We start from the raw sequence: 23,019 nt of genomic DNA, 5'->3' as shown, positions 1-23,019 counted from the left end.
ACGCGCATTGCGTTACCCAGGTCCCGCCAGATCGTTGACCTTCCCGTCCGCTTCACTGCAAGCGGGACACTCAGTTGCGGCCTGCTTTACGCAGCTGGTTCGGCGAACATCCGAATTTCTGCCGGAAGGCGCGGGAGAAATGGCTCTGGCTCTGGAAGCCGTGGGCAAAGGCAATATCGCTGATCGGTTCGTCGGGCGAGGCGAGGATCCGTTTGCGGCAGGCCTCAAGCCGCGCATCGAGCACGAATTTACCAAATGTCATTCCGTCCCGGGCAAACAGTTTGTGCAGGTGCCGCGTCGAGATCCTGAAATGGCTTGCGGTCACACCAGGCGACAGTCCGGCCTCCGAGAGCCTTTGCCGGATATGGCTTTGGACCGTTACAAGATGTTGATCTGCAACGGTATTCCTTCGGGCATCGGACAATCCGAAGCACAGCATCTGCATCAGTCCCGGCAGCACGTGCTGCGCCGGCATGCCGCCGGTCAGGCTGTCGATGGCGGAAAACAGCGGCGCGGAAAAGCCCGATTGCCGGGTGATGGCGCGTCCGATGAAATTCGACACCCGTATGCCGTTCTCCTCAAGCACGGATTTCGGCAGATGCAGGCAGACCTGCTCGAAGTCCCGGTTGAACTTCATCGCGAACGGCTCGGTCGCATCGAGCAGTACCAGTGATCCCGCATCGAGTTTCGCCTCTATGCCACGCTGCGAAATCGCGCTTTGCCCGGCCAGCTGGAAATTCACGAAAACCGCTTCACAGCCCCTGAGCTTGATGTCCTGCCGTGTCCGCCGGACCACCTGCGCGCCAGCCTTGATCGAGGAGATGCTGGCATTGTCGGGAAGCTCGAACAGCTTGATCTGCCCGTGGAATGGGTTGCTGTCGACGGGCTCCGGCGACAGCGCCGTGTAGGCCTGGCTGACAGTTTCCTGCCAGTAGCTGAACGGCTGCGCGAGGCCTGTCGTGGACCAGACCTTCGGCGGCATATGTGCGGGCTGCGGGTGCTCCAGATGCATTCAAATCGTCTCCGGACTGCACGCAGTAAAGGTCAAAGTGCACTCTCGATCAAGTGGCTCTCTTGCCAGCATCGGGCCGATGCCGTTCGCTGGCGGCATCGAAAAAAACAATATTCGAGGGACCAGCAATGACATCGATCAGCACCCGGCTTACGGAAAAATACGGCATTTACTATCCCATCGTTCAGGCCGGAATGGCCTTTGCCGGCATGACGCCGCCGCTGGGAATCGCGGTGAGCGAGGCGGGCGGGATGGGCTCCATCGCCGGCGTCGGCATCATCCCGCCCGAGGGCGTGCAAATGCTTGTCGGCGGCATGAACGCAGGCACATCGCGGCCCTATCATGTCAACTTCATCACCATTTTCACCTCCCAGGCGCATATCGACCTGATGTGCGAGATGAAGCCCAGGGCAGTCTCGTTTCACTGGGGCCATCCGCAAAAATCGTGGATCGACCAGATGCATGAAGCAGGCATCGACGTCTGGGAACAAGTCGGTTCGGTGGAGGCCGCCATCGCTGCGGTCGCTGACGGCATCGACCTTGTGATCGCACAGGGTTCGGAAGCCGGTGGCCACAATTACGGTACCGCCGGCACCATCGCGCTCACACCCGCGGTGGTGGATGCGGTGGGTGACAAGGCGCTCGTGCTTGCCTCCGGCGGCATTGCCGATGGGCGCGGTCTTGCCGCGGCCTTGATGCTTGGGGCGGACGGGGCCTGGATCGGCACCCGCTTCGTAGCCACGAGGGAAGCCGCCGTTGCCGACGAGTACAAGCAACGGATTGTCGATTGCGACACGACAGGCACGCAGCTCACCCATGTCTTCGGCAGGGAGCACCCTGATTTCAATCCGATCCGCGTTCTCAGCACGCCGCTTGTCAGTGAATGGAGCGACAGGGTCGATCAGATCGCGGTTGGCGCCGAGCACCACCCCAAGATCGGCGAAATGGATCTCCTGGGTCAGCAGGTACCGCTGCATCGTTTCACCAACATGGTGCCGATGCAGGGCGCGACCGGTTCATTCGACGAGTTGCCGATGCTGGCGGGTGAGGGCCTTGGCCTGATCCATGATCTGCCGCCAGCTGCAGATGTTGTTGCGCGCATGGCAACCGAGGCCAAAAAGCTCCTGTCGAAATACGGGGCTTGACCTCGATGTCGAAGATACTGGTCTTCACCGCAACCGGTCAGGTCGGGTCGGCCTTGTGTGGCGAGCTCCTGGCGCGCGGCCACGAGGTCTCGGGCGTCACCCGCAGTGATGCCGCCGCCGGCCGGCTGATCCAGCGCGGGATCACGCCTGTTGTCGGCGATATCCGCAACCTCGATGAGCTCGGCCCCCGCCTCGCCGGATTTGACGCCGTGTTCCTGGCTTCGTCCGATGCCCGGGATCAGGACAGCACGGAAACCGCGCTGATCAGCTGCCTGCGCGACAACGATATCCCGCATGTGGTCAAGCTGTCCGCGCAATCGGCCGGACTGGAGCCGCCGGTCAGTTTCGGCATCCAGCATCGTAACGCCGAGCGGGCGCTCGCGCAAAGCGGCCTTGGCTTCACCATTCTGCGGCCGACCTTTTTCCAGCAGTCACTGCTCCTGATGGCCGGCGATGTCGCAAAGAAGAAGGCGATCACCGCGCCGATGGGCAAGGGCAGGGCTGCGATGGTCGATGTCCGCGACATCGCTGCGGTGGCGGCATACTGCCTGACCGAACCGGGCCATACTGGCAGGACCTATACGCTCACCGGACCGCAAGCTCACGGCTTTGCCGACGTCACCGAAAAGCTCACCGCGCTGCTCGGATTGAAGATCGGCTACATGAGTCCACCCGTGCCGGTGGCCCGGCTGGTCATGCCGTTTCTGACCGGCATGCCACGCTGGAAAACCAGTCTGCTGGTCGACCTGATGGTGGCGATCAGACACGGCGCGCAGCAGCAGGTTACGACTGACGTGGCGGATGTGACCGGCAGGGAGCCGCGCACGCTGCATGCGTTCCTGAAGGAGCACCTTGAAAGCTTTCAGCCATGATGAAACATCCCTGCTGCGGCGTGTGTCCGGCGGTAACAATTTGCCATGCCCGCTGCCGCGGCCCCGACTGCGAGCACTGTTGACGTGAATCCTCAATTTCCTGGCACCCAGGCGGTGATCGAAGCCTTTGCCTGGCTCGAAACAGAAGCAGCCTTCACCATCGTTACCCGATTGAATGTCAGGTTCGCCAAGGCCATGGGTGTGAAGCTGGAGGATAGCAACACGGAATATCATGCCATACAGGACGGCATGACGATGATCGTAAGCACTGACCCCTATGTCGGCGGCATGAGCGGTGACGGCGCCGGCCCTGTGCCCGGCAGCGCCCACAAACCCTATTGAACTGAAGGACAGACACAGATGAATGGTAAGATAGTTTCGCTTTCGAGCTTCCCGATCAAGGGATTGAGCCCGCAGGCACACCAGAGCGCGCCGCTGAAGACCGGCGACGGCTTTCCCGGCGACCGCCTGTTCGGATTTGCCAAGGCCAGCAGCGGCTTCGATCCGGCCGACCCGAAACCTCTGCCCAAGCACAATTTCATCGTGCTGTTGCAGCACGCAAGGCTTGCCGGCCTTGAAACCGGCTTCGATCCCGAGAGCCGCGTCCTGACCATCCGGACGAAGGACGCGGCGGACATGCGGTTCGACATGAACACGCAGGAGGGCGCCGACGGCGCGAGCGAATTTCTCACCAGGCTGCTCGGCCTGAAAGAGCAGGAAGTCCCGTTCTTTGCGTCTGCGTTTCCGCACCGTTTTACCGATGCCTCGGTCGCTTCCACCACCTTGATGAACGCGATCTCGTTCATCAATCTCGATTCCGTGCGCGCCTTCGAGAAGGAGATCGGGCGCGAGGTCGATGCAAGGCGCTTCCGCGGCAACATCGTCTTTGACGGTTGGCCGGCCTTCAGCGAACTCGATCTCGTCGGGCGCCATTTCCGGGTGGGGGGGGTGAGCTTCAACATCCTGCACCGCACCCAGCGCTGCCTTGCCACCGAGGTCAATCCCGACACCGCGGAACGCGACATGAAGCTGCCCAACCTGTTGAAGAAAGCCTATGGCCATTTCGACATGGGGATCTATGCCGAGGTGCTCAACGACGGCGTGATCTCGGTCGGGGACGAGGTCGTTCTGATTGACGTTTAGTCTCCGGCGTCAACGGCTTTCATGGTAAGAAACCATTCAGGATCAATGGGTTGATCCATTTTGGTGAATCGCTTTGAAAGCTGCCTGAATCAATCTTTCAACATGACGTTCAGCACGCCCAGTCTCAGCCGGCCTTGCGCGAGGTGGAAACCCGGTGACGCACGTCGCGTGGCGAAATCCGCCGGTCGCTGTCCTGCCGCACCGGCTTGCCGTCGGCGAGCGCCGGCACATGCGCGGCGGCGCCATTGGTGTAGCTGTCGGCACGCTGCCAGGCCTGAAGCCGCGCGGCGCAGCTGTCGCTGTCGAGTTCCTCGATCAGGTCGGTCGCCAGCGTATGCTTGACGGACGGCTTGGCCAGGTGCGGAAAGAAACTCTCGAGTGCCGATTTGATGGTGCTCTCGGGCGCACCCAGACCGATCAGGGCGGTTGCCAGCTGCCGGCCCGACAGGTCCATCATGATGCGCTCGGCAAGTGCATAGCTCGCGCCCATGGCGTCCGCCAGTGAAGTGGCGAACCAGCTCTCCTGATCGGTGACAGCATGACGGGCGAGCTGCGCCAGCCGCACATCGCCGACCCGGCGCCGTGCCGCAGCCGATGTGACGGCGGCATCCTGCTTGGTTCTGCCGGGCGCCAGCGCATCGCTTGCGAGCGGCTTGCGCGGGCTTGTCGGCCGGTTCAGCGGCGATTTCGGGGTTGGGCTTGCTGCTGCCACCATGGCCTTGAGCTGCGCCCGGAGTTTCTCGCTGGGGTCGAGCGGCGGCGCATCGACCGTCGGCCTGGTGTTGGGAGCCGAACCGCTCTCCGGCTCGCGCACTGCTAAAGAAGCCGGATCCGGGATCAGGCCGCGCAGCACCAGGAGCCCGTCCACCGACGGATCCTTCAGTTCCTGCAACTTGGCAATGGCTTTGGGTGAAAGATCCGAGCGCCGCGCGGCGGCCCGCGCATGCGGCGCGCCATGGCGCATCACCGCCCGGGTCAGGGCGTTTTCGTTGAGGAGTGGGTAATGCACGATGAAGGGTGCTGCAATCGCGATCGGCTCGTTGATCAGCATCTCCGCCACGTCCTCGGGAACCCGCGACAGGCGCGACAGCGTTGCCGACGCAGTGCGGCGGGTGTCCAGGCCTGCTTCCCGGTAGAGCGGCATGAAGAGGCGGGAAAACCGGGCCAGATCCTGGCGCGAGGGATGGTCGAGGCACTCAAGACCGCTGATGGCGGCCATCAGCACCGCATCCTTGCGGCGGACACCATCGGGTCGTTCGAGATCGCGGAAATTGTCTGACACGGGCACACCTTACTCAAACGCAACAACACACTTGCCGCAATTTATACCTAAACCGTTAGCGAGCTGTTAACCAAGTGATGGCTTGATGCAATTTAGCAAGGAGAAGAATGTCGAGCGTATTTCCTGTTCCACCGAGTTGGAGTCCAGAAATGACGACAATATTGACCTTCGATCAGTCGCGATGCCGCAAGGCAAATCCCGCCCGGTCCACAAGTAAAGCGGGCGCGGATATAGCTCAGGTTCTGTTGTTCACCGGCGTGCGCCGCGAACCGCTGTCTGCGATGGCGGCGCTGCCCGCACCCGCGGGTCACGAACCGATGTTTGACGACACTGCGCCCGACAAGCCGACAGGCAAGAAAAGGCGGCGCGGCAAGACGGGTTGAGAAGCGGCTGTTTCTGGTCCAGGGCGGGAGACGCCCAAGGAGACGGCCTCACTCCCTTGAGGAGCGGCCCTTAGGGGGGAGCGGCTACAGTTTGCAGCCAGCAACGCGGTCAATCGCAACGCCTCTCATCTTGACGCGATTCCGGCTGCTGCACCGGTCATCAATCCAGCGCTGAGGCGGTTGGTCAGACGCATCGCCCTCGGGCTCCTGAGAAGCGTCCGGGCGCGTGCGGCAAGCGCCACCCAGGCAAGATCGATTGCCACCAGCACCGCCAGCATGGTTGCCACCAGTTCGCCCCACCCAGTCAGCGTCAGCCGCGTCAGGTCGATGATCGAGGGCAGCAGCGCCATGTAGAACATCATGATCTTCGGATTGCCCAGCGTCACCGCCAGACCGGTCGCAAACAATCGCAGGGCCGAACCGCGTTCCGGCATGGCTTCCTCTCCCACGGCCACTGGCGCGATCCACATTTTCCAGGCCAGATAGAGCAGATAAGCTACCCCCAGCCATTTGATGGCGACGAACAGGAGGTGAAAACTCTGTGCCAATGAGGCGAGGCCGAACACGGCAAGCGTCAGCCAGACCGCTTCACCGATCCACATCGCGGCCAGAAAGGGCAGCACATCTCCGGCCCCGCGTGAAATTACCCGGGCCACGAGCGCGGCAATGCTCGGCCCCGGTGAACCGGCCGCGACCAGAAGCGCGCCTGCGAAGATGAACAAGGCCGGCAGTTCCATAAAGCCCTCTTTTCCGGGGATGATTATTGCCATTCACTCGGCGACATCAAGCCTGGAATGCCTGCCCTTGCTTGCCGCATGGCTCGATGCCAGTCCACGGAACTCGCTCAACCGCAGTGTGGATGGCCATCAGCTGCCGGTTGGGCGCAGCTACTTCAGCTTGTGCATCGCCAGCATCTTCATGATCGCGCTTTCGTAATAGGTCTCGGTGATGCCCTTGCGGACCTTGCGCAGGAAATATTTCTCAAACGCCACCTTGGCCAGGTGCACCCACATGCCTTCGGACGCCCAGTTGACGTTGCGCGGCGGGTTCTGCGGCTGTGCCAGGAAGGCCACGCCACGGTCGCCGAAATCGGCCAGGCAGAAGGCGTTCCATGTGGCCTCGTCGCGTGCCTCGCGTCCCTCGAGCAGCGCCTTGATGTTCCTGGCCGTTGCCAGAACCATGCTCTCGATCATGTAGCCGGTCTTCGGCACGCCGGTGGGCACCGGGGTCTTTTCCAAGGGCGCAATGGCGATTGCCACGCCGATGCCGAAAATGTTGGGATATTTCGGGTTGCGCTGGTGCTTGTCGACAATGATGAAGCCACGCGGATTGACCAGCCCCTCGATGTCACGCACCGCGCCGATGCCGCGGAAGGCCGGCAGCATCATCGAATACTTGAAATCGAGCGCGTGCTTGGTCTTCTCGGTCCCGTCGTCATTGAGTTCGGATACCGTCATGGTGCCGGCCTCGACCTTTTCCACCTTGGCATTGGTGATCCAGCGCACGCTGCGCTGGCGCATCTCGTGCTCGAGCATGCCCTTGGTGTCGCCGACACCGCCAAGGCCGAGATGGCCGACATAGGGTTCGGCGGTGACGAAAATCATTGGCACCCGGTCGCGGATCTTGCGGTTGCGCAGTTCCTTGTCGAGGATCATGGCGTATTCATAGGCCGGGCCGTAACACGACGCGCCCTGGGCCGCGCCGACGATGATCGGGCCGGGATCGGCACAGAAGGCTTCGAAGGCGACATTGGCGCGGGTGGCGTGATCGACGGTGCAGACCGACTGGGTGTGGCCGTCGGGACCGAGTCCCTCGACCTCGTCGAAGGCCAGTTCCGGACCGGTGGCGATCACCAGGTAGTCGTAACCGACCGAACTGCCGTCCTCCATCTCGATCCGGTTGTCCTCGGGGTGCAGCTTCTTGGCCGAAGCCTGGATGAAATCGATGCCGTGCTTTTTCATCAGCGGCGCCAGCTCGATCGTGATGTCGCCCTTTTCCCGCCAGCCGACTCCGACCCACGGGTTGGAGGGGGTGAACTGGAAACTCTCGGTCTTGTTGACGAGAGTGATCCGGTGGCTCTTTCCAAGCTCGGCCTTCAAGTCGAAGACCATGGAGATGCCGCCAAGACCGGCGCCGAGGACAACAATATCAGCTTTTGTCATGTGCTTGGTCTCCCTTGGCCCGGATCAGCCACGTATATATGTTTTCTCTTATATACGTGGCTGCGCGGCAAACCGCATTGATTGTTGTCAATGGCGCGCAAGGGTCAGCGGATGCGAAGCAGCCCGGCTCCGGCAAGCAGCACCGCAAGGCCGCTCGCCACGGTTCTGATCTGGTTCAAGAACTGCCAGCGTCCGGAGTAATCCTGCCAGATCCTGTTGGCGGTTTCTGTTGCTTCCGGCACGATGACGGCTGCAAGCGCCTCGTTCATCGGCACATTGAACAGGACGGTCACGCCGAAGCCACCCAGCAGATACACGCCCGCCGCAAGGCCGAAGCAGGTGGCAGCACCGCGCTGATGGTCTCGAAACAGCAGGCCCGAGGTCAGCGCCAGCACCACCGGGGTGAGAAAGAAGGCGGGAAAGAACACCGCGTTGCGTACCGAGGCGTTCATTGCCTGCATGGCCTGGATGGCGACCGCCGGATCGGCGGCATCAAGCCCCCACATGGTGGAGCAGACCCAGGCATAGAAGAAGCCGAAGATCGCGGCACTGAGCAGGAGCGAGAGGAGGGGGGCGAGCCGCGTCGAAATCATGCCTGTTCCTCCTGAGCCACGGTTGCCGTGCGGGTGCCCAGGAACGCGGTCCACAGCAGCGTCAGACAGGCCAGCTGACCGGAGATCACCGCAGGCCAGATCAGCCCGAACTGGGCATCGAAGTATTTCTGCGGGCCGAAGGAGATCAGCGCCAGCAGCGCGGCGAGCAGTCCCAGGATCCGGCCGGGCCTTGTCACTCCGCTTCCCAGCAGGATGGCAGCCATGGCCGCGGCCATGGACGCGCCGAGCAGTGGCGCGATGCCGAACAACGGTGTTGCGGCCGGCGGATGCGGCGGAATGCCGGCATAGAGTGCGCCAAGCATGACGGCCTGAAGGATGATCAGGACCGCAAGCGCGGCGGTGGAGGTCTGGTTGGGATGGGGCATGGGGTGTCTCCATAAACGTAATTAAGTGTACGGTTGCAGATATCCGTAATTTGAATTACGTTTTGTGTCAACCAGTGGAGACTGCTGATGCGTGATGAAAACAAGGCCGCCCGCCAGGAGAAGATCGAGGAGGCGGCCTATGCGGTGCTTGAAGCCAAGGGCTATGCCGGAACATCGATGCTGGCGATCGCCCGGGCGGCGCGCGCCTCCAATGAGACCTTGTACAACTGGTATGGCGACAAGACCGGCCTGTTCAAGGCGCTGGTCGTGCGCAATGCCGAAAAGGTCAGGACATTGTTGCAGGAGGGGCTGGACAGCGACGCCAGCCCGTTGGAGATCCTGCAGGCGCTGGGCCCGCGGCTGCTGGCCCTGCTCGTCAGCCCCCGCGCCATCCAGCTCAACCGCGCCGCCGCCGCTGATCCGACCGGTGAACTCGGTGCAGTCATCTCCGAGCGGGGCAGGGAAACCGTCGGCCCGCTGATCGGTGCGGTGATGGAACGTGCCCGAAAGGACGGCGCGCTCAGGTTCGACGACACCGGCGCGGCCGTCGGCCTCTATCTCAACCTGCTGGTGGGCGATCTGCAGATCCGCCGCGTCATCGGCCGCGAGCCTCCGCTCGACGAAGATGCGATCAATTCCCGCGCCGCCCAGGCCTACGAGCGCTTCCTCCGGCTTGTCGCTTAGGCAAAAGCTGTGGGGCGGTCATTTCCGCATTGGCATGGGAGCTTTGAGCCACCTTCGGCGCAAGGCCGTGCCGCGGGCGGCAGAGGTCCTCTCAGGCCGGGTCGATGGTAATGCCGGTGCAGCTCGCTTCCGCCAGGAATGCCCGTGCCGCCGGCCTCTGGCTCGGCGTCGGGGCGATCGCGCGCAAGACCACATAGCCCTGCGGCTGGCTCAATTCCACCAGCACCGCGCGCTCGAGCGCGCGCGGCATGAACCGCCGCAATTGCAGCATCTGCGCCGGAGTGACGAAAGCGATGTTGACCCCGGTCCCGATCGCCGAGCGGTCATTCATCGAATAGGTTTCATCCGAAGCCGTGTCATAGGCCGAAACCGTCCAGATCGGCACATCGCCGGAAGCCAGGACCCGCACCGGGCCGTTGGAGATGTCGAAATGGCACACGGCGCTGCGGATATGGGGATCCTCGTTGTAGAGCCTTGTTATGTTGGGCTCGTTGGCGAGCGAGTAGAACCGGTTTTCCGCCCCCAGCGCCTCGACCCGGGTCCAGGCGTCCTTGCCGGTCCACATCGGCAGCGCCAGGATGATGACGATGTGAATGAACGCCGCGCCGACCAGACCGATCGCGATGGCCAGCAGGGCACTACGCATCGCGGCACCCGATCTTTTCGATTTTCGGCATGTCGAGTTCGACCATGCTGACCGAGGCGGCGGTCGGCGTGTCGATCAGCGTCAGCACGAAGCTGACAGTGTCGGGCGCATCCAACCAGATCCAGTTTCCGGCCTGTGGCGCGGCACTGAGCCGGATGCGGAAGGTGCCGTCGATGTTGCGCAACGTTGTCCAGGAATTGAGGCTGACCGGAACCCGCTCCGGCGCGTCAAGCGGCTCGCCGCCCGCCTCGGCCACCCGCAGCGTCCAGAACCTTGACGGCGGCGTCGACCCGGAGATCTCGTAGCTGCACTGCCCCGAAAGCGCCGCTCCGGTCTCGTCGCTTCGTGCGGTGAACACCAGCCCTTCGGCACGGCCGAGCAGAATGCGCCCGTCCCCGGCGCGGTGCGCCTTTGCGAAGGGATCGGCGCTTGCGGTCTGCAGGTCGGGATAGGCGCTCCATGAACCGAGCCGGATCGCACCGAAGCCGGATGTCGCGGTCAGCATCCACGACGCCGACCATGCGCCACCGGCAAACGCGATCGCCAGTGTCAGAGCAACCAGGGCAGGCAGGCGAAACACGTGGCGGGGTTTCCTTCGTCAAACCGGGCGTCAGATCAGGCGCGCAAACAGCGCCGCGCGTGTCGAAAAAGCACAATCCCGCGCCAAGTACCAGCCATCCCCTTTGAAAAGATAGGGATATGCACCATTGCCGGTCATCACTGGGGTCTTCATTGCTCGGCGGTGGCCACGCCGGGCTGAAGGCTGGCTTCGACCGCGGCAAGCCTTTCGGCCTCGCCCAGCGGCTTGGCACTGTTGAGCTTGTCCATCAGTCCGCGCAGCACATCCGTGGTCTCCCGGTTCAGGGACCGGGTCCGCTGCCTTTGCGGCAGCGCATTGCCGTCCGCGTCGGTTGAGGCGCTGGCCACCAGCGGGGTCGCCCGCGGCTCCGGCAGGGGATTGTCGACGCCGGGTATGGCCCGGAGTTCGATACCCTGGTGGGCGTAATCCATCACCCGCTTGAAGGTCATCGCCGGCAGGGAGCCGCCGGTCATCCGGTTGGAGGACGTATAGTCGTCATTGCCGAACCAGACCGCGGCCGCAAAGTTTCCGGTGTAACCGCAGAACCACGCGTCGCGGTAGGCCTGCGTGGTGCCGGTCTTGCCCGCGGTCAGCACGCCGTCGACGGCGGCGCGCCGTGCCGTGCCGACATAGGGCACCCGTGTCAGCATCTGGTTCATGTAAGCGGCGGCGGTTTCGGTCAGCACACGCTCGGGCGCCGGTTCGTCGCGGCTGAAATCATAAAGCACATCGCCATTGTAGTTCATGATCTGCGCAATGCCATGACGGCGCGACTGGTAGCCGCCGGCGGGAAACACGGCATAGGCCGTGGCCTGGTCGAGCACGGTGACTTCCGAGGTGCCGATCGGAATGGTGACATCGCGCCGGATCGGTGTTTCGACGCCGAACTTCTTTGTCATCTCCATGATCTGGCCGATCGCATCCTCGCCGAGCCGCTCCTTGGCGAGCCGCACCGGAATGGTGTTGATCGACCGGGCCAGAGCGGTCTTGATGTCGACGCGGCCGGAATAGCCGCCGGAATAGTTGCCCGGCGCCCAGTTGCCCCAGCGGATCGGCGCGTCGACGATCGGGCTGTCCGGCGTCATGCCTTTTTCCATCGCCAGCGAATAGGTGTAGATCTTGAACGAGGATCCCGGCTGGCGGAGCGCGCGCGAGGCGCGGTTGAACTGGCTCTCGCCATAGTCCCTTCCGCCGACCATGGCGCGCACGGCGCCGCCGTTCTCGATCAGCACCAGGGCTGCCTGGCTCGCCCGGTAGCGCTCGCCATACTGGCGCAGCGTTGTCTCGACGGCGGCATCGGCGGCTTCCTGCATGCCCGGGTCGAGCGTGGTACGCACGATCAGCGAATGCTGGGCAAATCCACCGGCGATGCGCTTGACCTCGTCAAAGGCCCAGTCGAGGAAATAATCGGGTGCATCCCGGTCGCCGCGGTCGATGACGCTGGCCGGGTTGCGTCGCGCGCCGATCACCTGGCCCTCGGTCATCAGGTCACCCTGTACCAGATTGGACAGCACCTCGTTGGCGCGGGCCCGCGCCGCCGGCAGGTTGATGTGCGGCGCGTAGCGGGCAGGGGCCTTGAACAGGCCGGCCAGCATCGCCGCTTCCGCGATCGAGACCTCGGTGATGTCCTTGCCGAAGTAGAACTGCGCCGCCGCCGCTGCTCCAAAGGTGCCGCCGCCCATATAGGCGCGGTCGAGATAGAGCCTGAGGATTTCCTTCTTCGACAGGTTGGCCTCGAGCCAGAAGGCCAGGAATGCTTCCTTGACCTTGCGCTCGATGGTCCGCTCGTTTGTCAGAAACAGGTTCTTGGCCAGCTGCTGGGTGATGGTGGATCCGCCCTGGACCACCGAGTTGGCCTTGACGTTTTCGGTCATGGCGCGGGCGAGGCCCAGGAAATCGATGCCGAAATGATCGAAGAAGCGCCGGTCCTCGGTGGCCAGCACCGCCTTGATGAAGTGATCGGGCAGCTGGTCGACAGGCGCCGAATCCTCGTGAATGATGCCGCGATGGCCGATCTCGTTGCCATAGCGGTCGAGGAAGGTGACGGCGAAATCGTCACGCGCCTGCCAGTTGCCGGCGGTTTCCTCAAACGCCGGCAGCGCCAGCGCCAGCAGCAGCACGAAGCCCGCGGTACCGGCGTTCATGCCCTCGCCGGCGACCTCGAACACCGCCTTCCAGACCCCGCGGGTGCGGAAGCGGCGGAAGAAGATCGTGATCTCCTCCCAGATCTCGCCGACCCTGAAACCGGCATTCCAGATGGTGGAATCGATCCAGGAGTCGATGCGCAGAAGGATGTTGGAGCGCTTGCGGGGCCGGTTTTCCTGATTGAACGGGTCTTGCACGGGTCTTGGGTCCATTGCGGGCTTGGCGACCAGCATCGTCGCGCGTTGCTTTTGCCGCGGTGCAGGATGTCACCACAGTTTTTGCCCCCTGTGAGCTATGCTTTTGGCGCATTTTCAGTCAAAGGACAAGCCGTCCGCGCATGCGTGCGCGCCAAGCAGATGATAAAAGGGAAGCCGCTCATGAACGCCAAGCCCTTCTGGAAAGCCAAGACGCTTTCCCAGATGACCAGGGCCGAATGGGAAAGCCTGTGCGACGGCTGCGGCCGCTGCTGCCTCAACAAGCTTGAGGACTGGGACACCGGCGAAATCGCCTGGACCAACATCGCCTGCCGGCTTCTCGACGGCCATTCCTGCCGCTGCAAGGACTATGACAACCGCCAGGCGACGGTGCCCGACTGCATCGGACTGACGCCTGAGCAGGTCGAGACCATCACCTGGCTGCCGCCGACCTGCGGCTACCGGCTGGTGGCCGAGGGCGCCGATCTCTACTGGTGGCATCCGCTGGTCTCGGGCGATCCCGAAACCGTGCACGAGGCCGGCGTCTCGGTGCGCGGCCGCACGGTGAGCGAGGCCGGCATCGAGGTCGAGGATTTCGAGGACTACCTGGTCGACTGGCCGGGCGAGGAGCCCTGAGCGGCGCGCGCGCCGTTTTTTCGCCACGAAGGTGGAACCAAGACTGCACAAGCGGCGTTTAGTCCCCGTATTCCAAACGGAGGGACTATCCGATGATCCAGTGGATCCTTATTTTGCTTATTGTCGCAGCCGTCGCCGGTCTGCTTGGTTTTGGCCGCCTTTCGGGCGCAGCGCTGACCGGCGCCAAGCTTCTGATCGCCGTCGTGCTGATTCTTTTCCTGCTTGCCGTTCTCGGCATTGTCGCCATCGCCTAGCGCTAAACGTCCTTCATCCCCCAAGCTGAAGCACACCTCGAGCCGCCGGAGAGATTTCTCCGGCGGTTTTTTCGTGCGGTGGCCGGGGGTTTGCCGGGGGTGTAGATCTCAGGCGCTTGCGAAGACGCCGGTCATCCCCACTTTAGGGTGCCAGGCTGATGCATGTCGCGCTCAATCGGATTCAATTGAGCGATAGCGAACATGCATTATTTCAAAGTGCTACAGCGTCCTTTGCGCATCCAAATGGATGCGCGGCGCTGCAGGACCCGAACGCAGGAGACATGCACCGTGGCAGACACACCCGACACGCCGCCGAAACTCGAGACCCTTCTCTCCGGAGAGGCGCGCCCGCAGAACCAGTCGCTTGCGCTGACCTATGGTGCGGCGGGCGGCGAAAACATCGGCATCGAGCTCGATGCCCGGGTCGTGCCGGCGACGATCACCGCGCTGACCAGCCTGCTGGGCCAGGTGATGTCGACGCTGCCCGAGGAGGAGTGGCCGAATTTCCAGGTGCTCAAGACCACCGCCATGGGGCTTGCCATGAACGCCGAGGGCGAACTGGCGCTGGCGCTGGAACTCGAAGGCGGCGGCCAGCTGACACTCGGCCTCGCCAAGGGCGACCTCGCCCTGCTGCGCGACGAGATCGACGAGGCGATGCGGATTGCGGGGGATTTGCGGCATTAGAGGGGGGTAGGGCCGCTGCTAAAGCCAACTCTCGGGATCGCGCCCGCCATAGACAATGGCAACGACAAGGATCCCGTAGGGCATGGGCTCGTAGATCAGAATGTAATTGCCTTCGACCAGGATACGCGCCGTGGGGCTCAATTCCGGGCGGGCCACGCCCATGTGCGGCTGTGTTGCGGCGAGATCGGCCTTTTCCAGCATGCGCCGCAGCAGGGCGTCGGCCGCCGGTTCATTGTCGGTGGCAATGTTGCGCCAGATGTCGCGGATGTCTTGCTCGGCCCGGGGGCTGAGCCGCGCCTCAGCCACGGCGCTCGGCTTTCAGGTCCGCCAGCAACGCACCGGCATCCACCGCGCGGCCTTCGCCGCTGGCCATACCCTCGTCATAGGCGCGCTTCAGCCGGTTGAGTTCGAGCGCGCGCAATTCCTGATGCTGCTCCCACAGCCGCAGCGCATCGCGCAGCACCTCGCTGTTGGACGCATAGGCCCCCGACGCGACAGCCTCGTGCAGCCGCGCGATCTGCTGCGCGGAAAGCGAAATGGTGAGGGTCTTCATCGGCTCGTGTTTCATGCGGGCAGGATACCAGAGCTAACAGGAAGTAACAAGAATTGTTAGAAATTATGAGTCTGCACTCACCAGTCTGCCCTGGACGGAATTCCTAGTTAGCTGGTGTTCGCTTGGAAGTGCTGCTTCAATTTTATCCGGCGATAGACGCGATTATTTGCCATAGTGTTCCACCATGGGACCGTAGGGATAGGCAGGGCCAATAGGCGCGGCATAAGGTTCTTCGCCCTTCGGAATGACACTAAGCCATGGTTTGATTTGCTGATAGTATGGATCAATCATCGGTTCGTCGCCGCGTAGATGCATGCGGATTATGAATGCACATGCATCTGCCAATTGCAGGGGTTTGCATTCGGCTTTTTCTGAAAACAGAACATTGTTTCGAATACGCTCTAGCGGGAGATAGCGATCATCAATCCCACGCCGTTTGATCTCTACTGGGTTCCGAAAGATAGCGTGTGCGTCTTGGATGTACCTTTTGGCGTCGTCGTGGTTTTCGGCAATCAACTGCGCCACCTCGTTCGGGTGCACTTCGCGCATCAAGTGTTCCGCGACAAAGGTGCACCCCATAAACGCGATTGAATGACAGAACAGCGAAGTGGTTGCCGGGTTGCCGTTTAGTTGGGGATATCGTTTCACTGACTCCGCCCGCACCGCCATCCCAAACAGGATTGGCATTTCAAAATGGCGCGGGATCGAGGCAATATCCTTGATGATCTCCAGTCGTTTCTCTCGCGCCCATTTGCGACGGTCGAAATAGCGAGAACCGTGCCAAAGATCGGTCATGTGAAACACAAACCCTTCGCGATCTTCCTTAGGGATATGTTTCTCTACCAAGCCGTCTAGGTGCTCCTCAAGTGGGATCAATTGGTCATCCCCATGAACCACGGCCCCAGCTACGACAGTATGCGGATTGTTTTGTGAGGTGCCAGCTTCGTCCACGTAGATAAAACGCACAACCTTACTTCCCAACGGTGGACCGCCACCGAAGGCGGCATGTTCGTTCACAACTTTCAGTATATTCTTACCTCTTTGGGCACACGAAAAGCAATAATAGGAAAATAATCCTTGACCCCGTCACGGTCCTCTGGTAGGGTTATGTCATCGTCACAGAACTGCGCCGATAGCGATGCGGCGGTGAGGGCGGTGGTGCCTGCGGGTGCACCGGGTTGAGACCTGGATGAATGCGCGAGGCGCCTCTGGATTTTCCGGGGCGCTTTTTTGGTGGCCGGTGCCTGGTGGCGCGGCCGGATTATTTCGGATCTTTGCGAGGCGTGTGATGACCGAGGCTTTTGCGGCCGCCGGGCGGCTTGGGCTGTCCGCGACGGATGCTTGTGTGGCAGGCGAGCTGGCGCTGGTCGACCGGCTGATCGATCTGCTCACGGCGCTCGAACCGTTCGAGATCAAGCAGTCGGCGGTGTCCGTCGATGCGGGGCCAGGCGAAGGGCGAGGGAACGGTGACGGGATTTGCGACGCCGCCGGTGATGCGGCAGCGGTCGAGACTGCAGGTTCGGCGACGGCCGCGACCTCTGAGATCGGAGCGCGGGCCGCGGCGGCGGGCGCGGCGGATGCCGGGCCTGTGCCGGAGGGCCATGCGGCGAAGCCTTCCGCCGAGAGCACCAGGGCCATGCTTGCCCGGATGCGCGCAGTGCTCGACCGCGAGGCGGCACGGCTGGGCGAGGACGGGCTCGAGGGCAAGGCGGCGGTCGACCAGGTGGCGCTGATCGCCCGCACGCTCGAAAAGATTGACCAGATGGAACGGCTGATTGCCGAGGACCAGGCCCGCGCCGCCGGTCAGCGGCTCGGGCCGCAGGAACGCGAGCAGCTGCGGCAGACGGTGCGGCAGCTCATTCTCGCCGCCGCCGAGCGGCTGGCGGTCGAGCGGGCAGGCGGGCCGGATGAGGCCCATGAGGCCCATGAGGCCAATCAGGCAGGCCAGGCGCGGCCATGAGCATCGCCGTGCGGACCGCCCCGATGACCGCGCCCTTGGCCACCCCTTTGGCACCCCATTTGGCCAGCGCATTGCCCGCTTGGTTTGCGGCAGGGCTGGCGGCGAGCGTCTGGGACAATCCGGTGCCCGGCGCGCCGGTGCCGATCCGCAACCTCGTGGCCCTCGGCCGGCAATTGCCGCCGGTGTGGCGCAGGCCACCGGCCCTCACGGAGCCGGACCTTCCCGGCGATATCCGGGATGCCGGGGACCCGGAGGCGGCAACGCCCAGCGCCGGGGACCCTTTCGCCGGGGATCTTTTCGCCGAGGACCTGGTCACAGCCCACATCGCCCGGTTCGACGACCGGACGCTGATGGCGCACGCCCATGACTGGTCCCTGACGGCGCGGCCCGAACAATTGCCGCCTCAAGGCGACTGGCGCACCTGGCTGATGATGGGCGGGCGCGGCTCAGGCAAGACCCGCGCCGGGGCCGAATGGGTGCACGCGCTCGCCTCGGGCGATCTGCCGGGGCTCGGGCGGGACGGCCGCATCGCGCTGGTGGCCGAAACATTTGGCGATGCCCGAGAGGTGATGATCGACGGCATTTCTGGGATCATGGGGATTGCGCGGGCCGAGCGGCCGAGCTTCGAGGCGACGCGGCGCCGGCTGGTCTGGCCCTCGGGCGCGGTGGCGCAGATGTTTTCGTCCGAAGATCCCGAAAGCCTGCGCGGGCCGCAATTCGATCTTGCCTGGTGCGACGAACTCGGCAAGTGGCGCCATGCGCGCGAGACCTGGGACATGCTGCAATTTGCGCTGAGGCTTGGGCAGCACCCGCGCCAGCTGATCACCACCACGCCGCGGGCGACGCCCTTGATGCTGGCGCTGGTCAAGGACCAGGCCACCCGGGTGACGCGGATCCGCACCGAGGACAATGCGGCCAACCTGGCGGCGGGGTTTCTCGAGACCATCCGGGCGCGCTATGGCGGCACGCGGCTGGGGCGGCAGGAACTCGACGGCGAGCTGATCGCCGACCGCGAGGACGGGCTGTGGCGGCGCGAGCAGATCGAGGCGCTGGTGGTGCGCAGCCACGGGCCGCTCCATCGCATCGTCGTCGCCGTCGATCCGCCGACCTCGGGCGAGTCGAAACACTCCTGCTGCGGCATCGTTGCCGTTGGCCTTGATGCTGATGGTCGCGCGGTGGTGCTGGCCGACGGCTCGGTCGAGGGCGCAAGCCCATCGCACTGGGCGGGCGCGGTGAGCCGGCTCTACCGCCGCTTCGACGCCGATTGCGTGGTGGCCGAAATCAACCAGGGCGGCGACATGGTGACGAGTGTGGTCAGAACCGTCGACCCGACGCTGCCGGTGCGCACCGTGCGGGCGACACGCGGCAAGTGGCTGCGCGCCGAACCGGTGGCGGCACTTTACGAGCAGGGCCGGGTGGCGCACGCTGGCCACTTCGCGGCATTGGAAGACCAGATGTGCGATTTCGGCCCCGACGGGCTCTCCTCCGGCCGCTCGCCCGACCGGCTCGATGCGTTGGTCTGGGCGCTGACCGAACTGATGCTGCGCCGGAGAGGCGAGCCGCAGGTGCGGCATTTGTGAGAAGCGGTCAGCCGTAAAACAAAGCGGCGAGGGCGAACAGGCCGGTCAGCAGCAAGGGCGGCCAGCCGATGTGGCGACCGCGGCTGACCACGAGATCGAAAATGCCGACCGCGGTAAAACTCAGGCCGACACTGCCCAGGATCATCGTTTGCAGATGCGGCTCGTCAAAGGCCAGCGCGTACAGAATGACGGCCAGAACGATCCAAGTAACTGATGTGACGTGCCAGGCGAACCGCAAGACCATGCGGGCCAGCTGGTGGTCGAGCACCCGGTTGCCACGATGTTTGAACAGCGGCCGCAACAGATAGATTTCGCCGCCGATCGAATGAAGCACGGACGTCACAACCAGCCCGGCAATGCTGGCGACGACCAACCATTGAAACAGCAAACGGCCACTCCTTGTGGGCAGGGATGCGCATTTTCTGGCGCTGCGCACCGGCAAGTATGCGTCAGGGTTTAACCACTGGATTTTGAAAGGGCAACATCATGGCATTCGGATTTCGGCTTCCCTGGACCCGGACGGAACAGGTCCGCCCGCCTGCAGCCAAGAGCTGGCTGCCGGGTGCGATGGCGGCGCTGTCGGGCGAACAGGCCGCGCAGTGGAGCGGGCGCAGCTATGGCGCGATTGCCCGCGAAGGCTTCATGCGCAACCCGGTGGCGCACCGGGCAACACGGATGATTGCCGAAGCGGCAGCCTCGGTGCCCTGGCTGGTGTTTGACGCCGGCCGCGAACAGGAGCGCCATCCGGTGCTGGACCTGCTTCAGCGGCCCGACCCGAATGGCACGGGAGACGGATTTTTCGAGACGCTGTACGGCCATCTGCTGCTCTCGGGCAATGCCTGGATCAACCCGGTCAGCGCCGCTGGACGCATCGCCGGGCTGCAGCTCTTGAGGCCGGACCGGATGCGGGTGATCGCGGGCGCCGACGGCTGGCCCGTGGCCTATGAGCATCAATCGGGCGGCAGGCGGCAGAGGTTTGCCGCCAACCCCGAGGAGGGGCCGGGCCTGTTGCACCTCAAGCTGTTTCATCCGCTTGATGATCATCTGGGATTTGCTCCGCTCGAGGCAGCTCTGATGGCGCTCGATCTGCACAATTCGGCGATGAGCTGGAACAAGGCGCTTCTGGACAATTCCGCCCGGCCGTCAGGCGCGCTGGTCTATCAGCCCAGGGACGGCGGCAACCTGACACCGGAGCAATACGAGAGGCTGAAGGCCGAACTCGAGGACGGCTACCAGGGCGCGCGACGGGCCGGGCGGCCGATGCTGCTCGAGGGCGGGCTCGACTGGAAGGCGATGGGGCTGACGCCGCGCGACATGGATTTCATTGAGGCGAGGAACGGGGCCGCGCGCGACATCGCGCTCGCGCTCGGCGTGCCGCCGATGCTCCTGGGCATCCCCGGCGACCTGACCTACGCCAATTACCAGGAGGCCAACCGCGCCTTCTGCCGATTGACCGTGCTGCCGCTGGTCGGCCGGACCGCGCTGGCGCTGACCGCCTGGCTGCAGCCGGTTCATGGCGCGGGGCTGAAGATCGATTACGACGCCGACCGCCTGCCGGGGCTTGCCGCCGAGCGTGACGGGCTCTGGGCCCGGCTCGGCGCCGCAGATTTCCTCACCGACGAGGAAAAGCGGGAAGCCGTGGGATATCAAAATGTTGCGGGCTGAACCGGACTCAATCCGGCAGCCAGATGAATCAGTTTGTGAACAAGAATTGATCGTCAGGGGCGGAGGTGAAGCGATGCCTAATATTGATCCGGACCCCGCGATGCTGGCGGCACGGATTGCCGGCGCCCTTGCCGGCGCGCTGGTCTCGCTCGCCTACATGATGCCGAGGGGAACGCGCGAGGCGGTGGCCCGCGCCATCGCCGGCATCGTCTCCGGCCTCGTCTTCGGCGCGCCGACGGGCGTCGCCCTGGCACACTGGCTGGGTGTGACGGAAATGCTTTCGCCCACCGAAACTCTGCTCACCGGATCGGCGGCGGCGAGCATGACCGCCTGGTGGGTGCTGGGCGCGCTCGCCCGCATCGCCGACCGGACCGGGCGCGGACCCCGAGCCTGAGCCGGGCCCGCATCGACCCCATTTCGACACCAACAAGGACATCACCATGACACCTGACTGGAGCGCATCCGGACGGCAGCGAAAGCGCGTCGATCTGGCCCTGGAAGATGTGAGCGGCGACGGCAGTTTCTCGGGCTATGCCAGCCTGTTCGGCGCGGTCGATCTCGGCCGCGACGTGATCGAGCCCGGCGCCTTCGCCGCCTCGCTGAAGCGCCGGGGAGCGGGCGACGTGCGCATGCTCTACCAGCACGACCCGGACCAGCCGATCGGCCGCTGGCTGTCGATCCGCGAGGACGCGCGCGGCCTGCATGTCGAGGGCAAGCTGTCACTTGGCGTGGCCCGCGCCCGCGAGGTGCACGAGCTGATGAAATCCGGCGCGCTCGACGGGCTGTCGATCGGCTTCCAGACCCTTCGCGCCCGCAACGAGGCCAAGGCCGGGGTGCGAAGGATATTGAGCGCCGATCTCTGGGAGATCTCGGTGGTGACGTTTCCGATGCAGCCGGGCGCGCGGGTGACCGCGGTCAAGGCCGCATCCGGGCTGACCGCGCCGCCGACAGTGCGCGAACTCGAACGCCGGCTCACGCGGGATGCGGGGCTGACACGGCGCCAGGCGCGCGGGCTGATCGCCCGCGGCTTCGGCGCGCTTTCGGACAGGCAGGACGCTGGCCCGGAGGATCTCAAACGCCTGGAACGGCAGTTGCGCAGGCTAACCGCGACGCTCGGCCGTTCCACCCCTTCCACCGACAACACCCTGTTGAAAGGACGACCAATGACCTTCCAGACCAGGGCGCCCCGCGCGCCCGAAACCAAGAGCATCGACGCCGACGTCTCCGCCGCCTTCGAGGACTTCATGTCCGCCTTCGAGCATTACAGGCAATCCAACGACGAGCGGCTGAGCGAGATCGAGCGCCGCGGCGGCGCCGATGTGATCACCGAGGAAAAGATGGCCCGCATCGACACGGCGCTCGACGAGCAGAAACGCGCGCTCGATGCGCTCGCGGTCAAGCGCGCGCGGCCCGATCTCGGACGCGGCGCGGCCCAGCCCAGCGCCGTGCGCCAGGCCTTCGACGCCTATGTCCGCCGTGGCGACGAGGCGGCGCTGCGCCAGACCGAACTCAAGGCGATGTCGGCGGGCAGCGATGCCGATGGCGGCTACCTGGTGCCGGACGAACTCGACACCGAGATCGGCCGCAGGCTTTCCGAACTCTCGCCGATCCGCTCGATCGCCACGGTGCGGCAGGTCTCGGGCGCTGTGCTGAAGAAGCCGTTCGCCCTGAACGGCATGGCTACTGGTTGGGTCGGCGAGACCGACGCCCGGCCGCAGACGAACACGCCGCAGCTCGCCGAGCTGCAGTTCCCGACCATGGAGCTCTACGCCATGCCGGCCGCCACCGCCTCGCTGATCGAGGACAGCGCGGTCGACATCGAGGGCTGGATCGCCAGCGAAGTCGAGGCGGCGTTTGCCGAGCAGGAGGGCGCGGCATTTGTCACTGGTGACGGCGTCAACAAGCCGCGCGGCTTCCTCGATTATCCGAGCGTTGCCGATGCCAGCTGGAGCTGGGGCAATCTCGGCTTCGTCGCCACCGGGGCGGCGGGCGCGTTCGGCACGGACCCGTCCGACAGCCTGGTCGAGCTGGTCTATGCGCTCAAGGCCGGACACCGGCAGAACGGGCGCTTCGTCATGAACCGCAAGACGCAGGCCCAGATCCGCAAGTTCAAGGATGCCGACGGCAACTATCTCTGGATGCCGCCGGCGGGCGCCGGCCAGGCCGCCTCGCTGATGGGCTTCCCCGTGATCGAGGCCGAGGACATGCCCGACGTGGCGGCCAACGCGCTGGCGCTGGCCTTTGGCGACTTCCGCCGCGGCTATCTGGTGGTCGACCGGACGGGCGTGCGCATTCTGCGCGATCCCTATTCTGCCAAGCCCTACGTACTGTTCTACACCACCAAGCGCGTTGGCGGCGGGGTGCAGAATTTCGAGGCGATCAAGCTTCTGAAATTCGCCGCCTGACGGAGCCTTCGCTCCTTGCGAGCAACCCCTCTCCCGGCTTCCGGGGGAGGGACTC

At 64.2% G+C, this 23,019-nt stretch carries 27 protein-coding genes and 1 pseudogene; 15 read left to right on the top strand and 13 right to left on the bottom strand.

What is annotated here, in order from left to right:
- Positions 1-70: 70 nt before the first annotated feature.
- On the bottom strand, positions 71-1,012 hold the full coding sequence (locus SPHINGO391_RS13775; protein ID WP_152009363.1) for a helix-turn-helix domain-containing protein: 942 nt from the start codon (positions 1,010-1,012) through the stop codon (positions 71-73).
- A gap of 128 nt (positions 1,013-1,140) precedes the next feature.
- Between SPHINGO391_RS13775 and SPHINGO391_RS13770 the strand changes: the two genes are divergently transcribed.
- The 4 genes from SPHINGO391_RS13770 (at position 1,141) to SPHINGO391_RS13755 (ending at position 4,172) form a co-directional block, all read left to right on the top strand.
- Entirely contained in the window at positions 1,141-2,157 is a 1,017-nt protein-coding gene (locus SPHINGO391_RS13770; protein WP_152009362.1) for a nitronate monooxygenase, read from the top strand.
- Between the two features lie 5 nt (positions 2,158-2,162).
- On the top strand, positions 2,163-3,029 hold the full coding sequence (locus SPHINGO391_RS13765) for an NAD(P)H-binding protein (protein WP_152009361.1): 867 nt from the start codon (positions 2,163-2,165) through the stop codon (positions 3,027-3,029).
- 84 nt (positions 3,030-3,113) lie between these two features.
- Positions 3,114-3,371 carry a hypothetical protein gene (locus SPHINGO391_RS13760; RefSeq protein ID WP_152009360.1) on the top strand — a complete coding sequence of 86 codons (258 nt, stop codon included), beginning with the start codon at positions 3,114-3,116 and terminating at the stop codon, positions 3,369-3,371.
- An 18-nt stretch (positions 3,372-3,389) separates the two neighbouring features.
- Positions 3,390-4,172 carry an MOSC domain-containing protein gene (locus SPHINGO391_RS13755; RefSeq protein WP_152009359.1) on the top strand — a complete coding sequence of 261 codons (783 nt, stop codon included), beginning with the start codon at positions 3,390-3,392 and terminating at the stop codon, positions 4,170-4,172.
- 124 nt (positions 4,173-4,296) lie between these two features.
- On the opposite strand, the gene SPHINGO391_RS13750 is transcribed toward SPHINGO391_RS13755, so the two are convergent.
- On the bottom strand, positions 4,297-5,454 hold the full coding sequence (locus SPHINGO391_RS13750; protein ID WP_152009358.1) for a hypothetical protein: 1,158 nt from the start codon (positions 5,452-5,454) through the stop codon (positions 4,297-4,299).
- 149 nt (positions 5,455-5,603) lie between these two features.
- On the opposite strand from SPHINGO391_RS13750, the gene SPHINGO391_RS13745 reads away from it, so the two are divergent.
- Positions 5,604-5,837: a hypothetical protein gene (locus tag SPHINGO391_RS13745; RefSeq protein ID WP_152009357.1), complete on the top strand. Its 234-nt coding sequence runs from the start codon at positions 5,604-5,606 to the stop codon at positions 5,835-5,837.
- Positions 5,838-5,962: 125 nt separating this feature from the next.
- Here SPHINGO391_RS13745 and SPHINGO391_RS13740 read toward each other — a convergent pair whose 3' ends face one another.
- The 4 genes from SPHINGO391_RS13740 to SPHINGO391_RS13725 form a co-directional block, all read right to left on the bottom strand.
- Positions 5,963-6,574: a LysE family translocator gene (locus SPHINGO391_RS13740; protein ID WP_152009356.1), complete on the bottom strand. Its 612-nt coding sequence runs from the start codon at positions 6,572-6,574 to the stop codon at positions 5,963-5,965.
- 150 nt (positions 6,575-6,724) lie between these two features.
- Positions 6,725-7,999 carry an FAD-dependent oxidoreductase gene (locus tag SPHINGO391_RS13735; RefSeq protein ID WP_152009355.1) on the bottom strand — a complete coding sequence of 425 codons (1,275 nt, stop codon included), beginning with the start codon at positions 7,997-7,999 and terminating at the stop codon, positions 6,725-6,727.
- Between the two features lie 104 nt (positions 8,000-8,103).
- Positions 8,104-8,592, bottom strand: coding sequence for an anthrone oxygenase family protein (locus tag SPHINGO391_RS13730; protein ID WP_152009354.1), 489 nt, complete (start codon positions 8,590-8,592; stop codon positions 8,104-8,106).
- On the bottom strand, positions 8,589-8,978 hold the full coding sequence (locus tag SPHINGO391_RS13725) for a hypothetical protein (protein ID WP_152009353.1): 390 nt from the start codon (positions 8,976-8,978) through the stop codon (positions 8,589-8,591). The genes SPHINGO391_RS13730 and SPHINGO391_RS13725 overlap by 4 nt, the downstream gene beginning before the upstream one ends.
- A gap of 87 nt (positions 8,979-9,065) precedes the next feature.
- Here SPHINGO391_RS13725 and SPHINGO391_RS13720 point away from each other — a divergent pair, with 87 nt between their 5' ends.
- Positions 9,066-9,662, top strand: a complete 597-nt coding sequence (locus tag SPHINGO391_RS13720; protein ID WP_152009352.1) for a TetR/AcrR family transcriptional regulator — start codon at positions 9,066-9,068, stop codon at positions 9,660-9,662.
- A gap of 91 nt (positions 9,663-9,753) precedes the next feature.
- Here the strand turns inward: SPHINGO391_RS13720 and SPHINGO391_RS13715 are convergent, their stop codons facing one another.
- The 3 genes from SPHINGO391_RS13715 to SPHINGO391_RS13705 all read right to left on the bottom strand — a co-directional run bounded on the left by SPHINGO391_RS13715 (position 9,754) and on the right by SPHINGO391_RS13705 (position 13,245).
- The gene (locus SPHINGO391_RS13715; protein WP_152009351.1) at positions 9,754-10,308 is read right to left on the bottom strand and encodes a DUF1254 domain-containing protein; all 555 of its coding nucleotides are present in this window, start codon (positions 10,306-10,308) and stop codon (positions 9,754-9,756) included.
- Entirely contained in the window at positions 10,301-10,888 is a 588-nt protein-coding gene (locus SPHINGO391_RS13710; protein ID WP_152009350.1) for a DUF1214 domain-containing protein, read from the bottom strand. Before SPHINGO391_RS13710 ends, SPHINGO391_RS13715 begins: the two co-directional genes overlap by 8 nt.
- Positions 10,889-11,037: 149 nt before the next feature.
- Positions 11,038-13,245 carry a PBP1A family penicillin-binding protein gene (locus tag SPHINGO391_RS13705; protein ID WP_244615189.1) on the bottom strand — a complete coding sequence of 736 codons (2,208 nt, stop codon included), beginning with the start codon at positions 13,243-13,245 and terminating at the stop codon, positions 11,038-11,040.
- A gap of 165 nt (positions 13,246-13,410) precedes the next feature.
- Here SPHINGO391_RS13705 and SPHINGO391_RS13700 point away from each other — a divergent pair, with 165 nt between their 5' ends.
- The 3 genes from SPHINGO391_RS13700 (at position 13,411) to SPHINGO391_RS13690 (ending at position 14,801) form a co-directional block, all read left to right on the top strand.
- Complete coding sequence (locus tag SPHINGO391_RS13700) at positions 13,411-13,863, top strand: YcgN family cysteine cluster protein (RefSeq protein WP_152009348.1); 453 nt, start codon at positions 13,411-13,413, stop codon at positions 13,861-13,863.
- A 92-nt stretch (positions 13,864-13,955) separates the two neighbouring features.
- Entirely contained in the window at positions 13,956-14,117 is a 162-nt protein-coding gene (locus tag SPHINGO391_RS13695; RefSeq protein WP_152009347.1) for a DUF1328 family protein, read from the top strand.
- A 288-nt stretch (positions 14,118-14,405) separates the two neighbouring features.
- Positions 14,406-14,801 (top strand): hypothetical protein, encoded by a 396-nt coding sequence (locus SPHINGO391_RS13690; RefSeq protein WP_152009346.1) that lies wholly within the window; start codon positions 14,406-14,408, stop codon positions 14,799-14,801.
- Between the two features lie 18 nt (positions 14,802-14,819).
- On the opposite strand, the gene SPHINGO391_RS13685 is transcribed toward SPHINGO391_RS13690, so the two are convergent.
- The 3 genes from SPHINGO391_RS13685 to SPHINGO391_RS13675 all read right to left on the bottom strand — a co-directional run bounded on the left by SPHINGO391_RS13685 (position 14,820) and on the right by SPHINGO391_RS13675 (position 16,320).
- Complete coding sequence (locus SPHINGO391_RS13685; RefSeq protein ID WP_152009345.1) at positions 14,820-15,107, bottom strand: type II toxin-antitoxin system RelE/ParE family toxin; 288 nt, start codon at positions 15,105-15,107, stop codon at positions 14,820-14,822.
- The gene (locus SPHINGO391_RS13680; protein ID WP_193217289.1) at positions 15,100-15,354 is read right to left on the bottom strand and encodes a type II toxin-antitoxin system ParD family antitoxin; all 255 of its coding nucleotides are present in this window, start codon (positions 15,352-15,354) and stop codon (positions 15,100-15,102) included. The genes SPHINGO391_RS13685 and SPHINGO391_RS13680 overlap by 8 nt, the downstream gene beginning before the upstream one ends.
- Positions 15,355-15,516: 162 nt before the next feature.
- Positions 15,517-16,320, bottom strand: coding sequence for a DUF3800 domain-containing protein (locus tag SPHINGO391_RS13675; RefSeq protein ID WP_193217288.1), 804 nt, complete (start codon positions 16,318-16,320; stop codon positions 15,517-15,519).
- A gap of 322 nt (positions 16,321-16,642) precedes the next feature.
- Here SPHINGO391_RS13675 and SPHINGO391_RS13670 point away from each other — a divergent pair, with 322 nt between their 5' ends.
- Positions 16,643-17,314, top strand: coding sequence for a hypothetical protein (locus SPHINGO391_RS13670; RefSeq protein WP_152009342.1), 672 nt, complete (start codon positions 16,643-16,645; stop codon positions 17,312-17,314).
- A 350-nt stretch (positions 17,315-17,664) separates the two neighbouring features.
- A complete protein-coding gene (locus SPHINGO391_RS13665) occupies positions 17,665-18,894 on the top strand; it encodes a terminase family protein (RefSeq protein WP_152011560.1) in 1,230 nt (409 codons plus the stop codon).
- 7 nt (positions 18,895-18,901) lie between these two features.
- On the opposite strand, the gene SPHINGO391_RS13660 is transcribed toward SPHINGO391_RS13665, so the two are convergent.
- Positions 18,902-19,336, bottom strand: a complete 435-nt coding sequence (locus SPHINGO391_RS13660) for a hypothetical protein (RefSeq protein WP_152009341.1) — start codon at positions 19,334-19,336, stop codon at positions 18,902-18,904.
- Positions 19,337-19,380: 44 nt separating this feature from the next.
- On the opposite strand from SPHINGO391_RS13660, the gene SPHINGO391_RS13655 reads away from it, so the two are divergent.
- From SPHINGO391_RS13655 to SPHINGO391_RS25260, 4 genes and pseudogenes are all read left to right on the top strand, one after another.
- A complete protein-coding gene (locus SPHINGO391_RS13655) occupies positions 19,381-20,559 on the top strand; it encodes a phage portal protein (protein WP_152009340.1) in 1,179 nt (392 codons plus the stop codon).
- A 73-nt stretch (positions 20,560-20,632) separates the two neighbouring features.
- Positions 20,633-20,953: a DUF6107 family protein gene (locus tag SPHINGO391_RS13650; protein WP_193217287.1), complete on the top strand. Its 321-nt coding sequence runs from the start codon at positions 20,633-20,635 to the stop codon at positions 20,951-20,953.
- 46 nt (positions 20,954-20,999) lie between these two features.
- Positions 21,000-21,473 (top strand): annotated as a pseudogene (locus SPHINGO391_RS25265) (HK97 family phage prohead protease); the annotation flags it as partial.
- 249 nt (positions 21,474-21,722) lie between these two features.
- The gene (locus tag SPHINGO391_RS25260) at positions 21,723-22,964 is read left to right on the top strand and encodes a phage major capsid protein (protein WP_244615423.1); all 1,242 of its coding nucleotides are present in this window, start codon (positions 21,723-21,725) and stop codon (positions 22,962-22,964) included.
- The last annotated feature ends 55 nt before the right edge of the window (positions 22,965-23,019 follow it).

The sequence above is a fragment of the Hoeflea sp. EC-HK425 genome (assembly GCF_902498795.1).
Taxonomy (GTDB): Bacteria; Pseudomonadota; Alphaproteobacteria; order Rhizobiales; family Rhizobiaceae; genus Hoeflea; species Hoeflea alexandrii.
This window is presented reverse-complemented; position numbering and strand designations above follow the sequence as displayed.

What these genes read in the sequence shown, in the direction of transcription:
- SPHINGO391_RS13775 (WP_152009363.1), bottom strand. Translation starts at nt 1,012, where the DNA reads ATGCATCTGGAGCACCCGCAGCCCGCACATATGCCGCCGAAGGTCTGG.
- SPHINGO391_RS13770 (WP_152009362.1), top strand. Translation starts at nt 1,141, where the DNA reads ATGACATCGATCAGCACCCGGCTTACGGAAAAATACGGCATTTACTAT.
- SPHINGO391_RS13765 (WP_152009361.1), top strand. Translation starts at nt 2,163, where the DNA reads ATGTCGAAGATACTGGTCTTCACCGCAACCGGTCAGGTCGGGTCGGCC.
- SPHINGO391_RS13755 (WP_152009359.1), top strand. Translation starts at nt 3,390, where the DNA reads ATGAATGGTAAGATAGTTTCGCTTTCGAGCTTCCCGATCAAGGGATTG.
- SPHINGO391_RS13745 (WP_152009357.1), top strand. Translation starts at nt 5,604, where the DNA reads ATGACGACAATATTGACCTTCGATCAGTCGCGATGCCGCAAGGCAAAT.
- SPHINGO391_RS13740 (WP_152009356.1), bottom strand. Translation starts at nt 6,574, where the DNA reads ATGGAACTGCCGGCCTTGTTCATCTTCGCAGGCGCGCTTCTGGTCGCG.
- SPHINGO391_RS13735 (WP_152009355.1), bottom strand. Translation starts at nt 7,999, where the DNA reads ATGACAAAAGCTGATATTGTTGTCCTCGGCGCCGGTCTTGGCGGCATC.
- SPHINGO391_RS13730 (WP_152009354.1), bottom strand. Translation starts at nt 8,592, where the DNA reads ATGATTTCGACGCGGCTCGCCCCCCTCCTCTCGCTCCTGCTCAGTGCC.
- SPHINGO391_RS13725 (WP_152009353.1), bottom strand. Translation starts at nt 8,978, where the DNA reads ATGCCCCATCCCAACCAGACCTCCACCGCCGCGCTTGCGGTCCTGATC.
- SPHINGO391_RS13720 (WP_152009352.1), top strand. Translation starts at nt 9,066, where the DNA reads ATGCGTGATGAAAACAAGGCCGCCCGCCAGGAGAAGATCGAGGAGGCG.
- SPHINGO391_RS13715 (WP_152009351.1), bottom strand. Translation starts at nt 10,308, where the DNA reads ATGCGTAGTGCCCTGCTGGCCATCGCGATCGGTCTGGTCGGCGCGGCG.
- SPHINGO391_RS13705 (WP_244615189.1), bottom strand. Translation starts at nt 13,245, where the DNA reads ATGGACCCAAGACCCGTGCAAGACCCGTTCAATCAGGAAAACCGGCCC.
- SPHINGO391_RS13700 (WP_152009348.1), top strand. Translation starts at nt 13,411, where the DNA reads ATGAACGCCAAGCCCTTCTGGAAAGCCAAGACGCTTTCCCAGATGACC.
- SPHINGO391_RS13695 (WP_152009347.1), top strand. Translation starts at nt 13,956, where the DNA reads ATGATCCAGTGGATCCTTATTTTGCTTATTGTCGCAGCCGTCGCCGGT.
- SPHINGO391_RS13680 (WP_193217289.1), bottom strand. Translation starts at nt 15,354, where the DNA reads ATGAAGACCCTCACCATTTCGCTTTCCGCGCAGCAGATCGCGCGGCTG.
- SPHINGO391_RS13670 (WP_152009342.1), top strand. Translation starts at nt 16,643, where the DNA reads ATGACCGAGGCTTTTGCGGCCGCCGGGCGGCTTGGGCTGTCCGCGACG.
- SPHINGO391_RS13665 (WP_152011560.1), top strand. Translation starts at nt 17,665, where the DNA reads ATGGCGCACGCCCATGACTGGTCCCTGACGGCGCGGCCCGAACAATTG.
- SPHINGO391_RS13655 (WP_152009340.1), top strand. Translation starts at nt 19,381, where the DNA reads ATGGCATTCGGATTTCGGCTTCCCTGGACCCGGACGGAACAGGTCCGC.
- SPHINGO391_RS13650 (WP_193217287.1), top strand. Translation starts at nt 20,633, where the DNA reads ATGCCTAATATTGATCCGGACCCCGCGATGCTGGCGGCACGGATTGCC.
- SPHINGO391_RS25260 (WP_244615423.1), top strand. Translation starts at nt 21,723, where the DNA reads ATGACCTTCCAGACCAGGGCGCCCCGCGCGCCCGAAACCAAGAGCATC.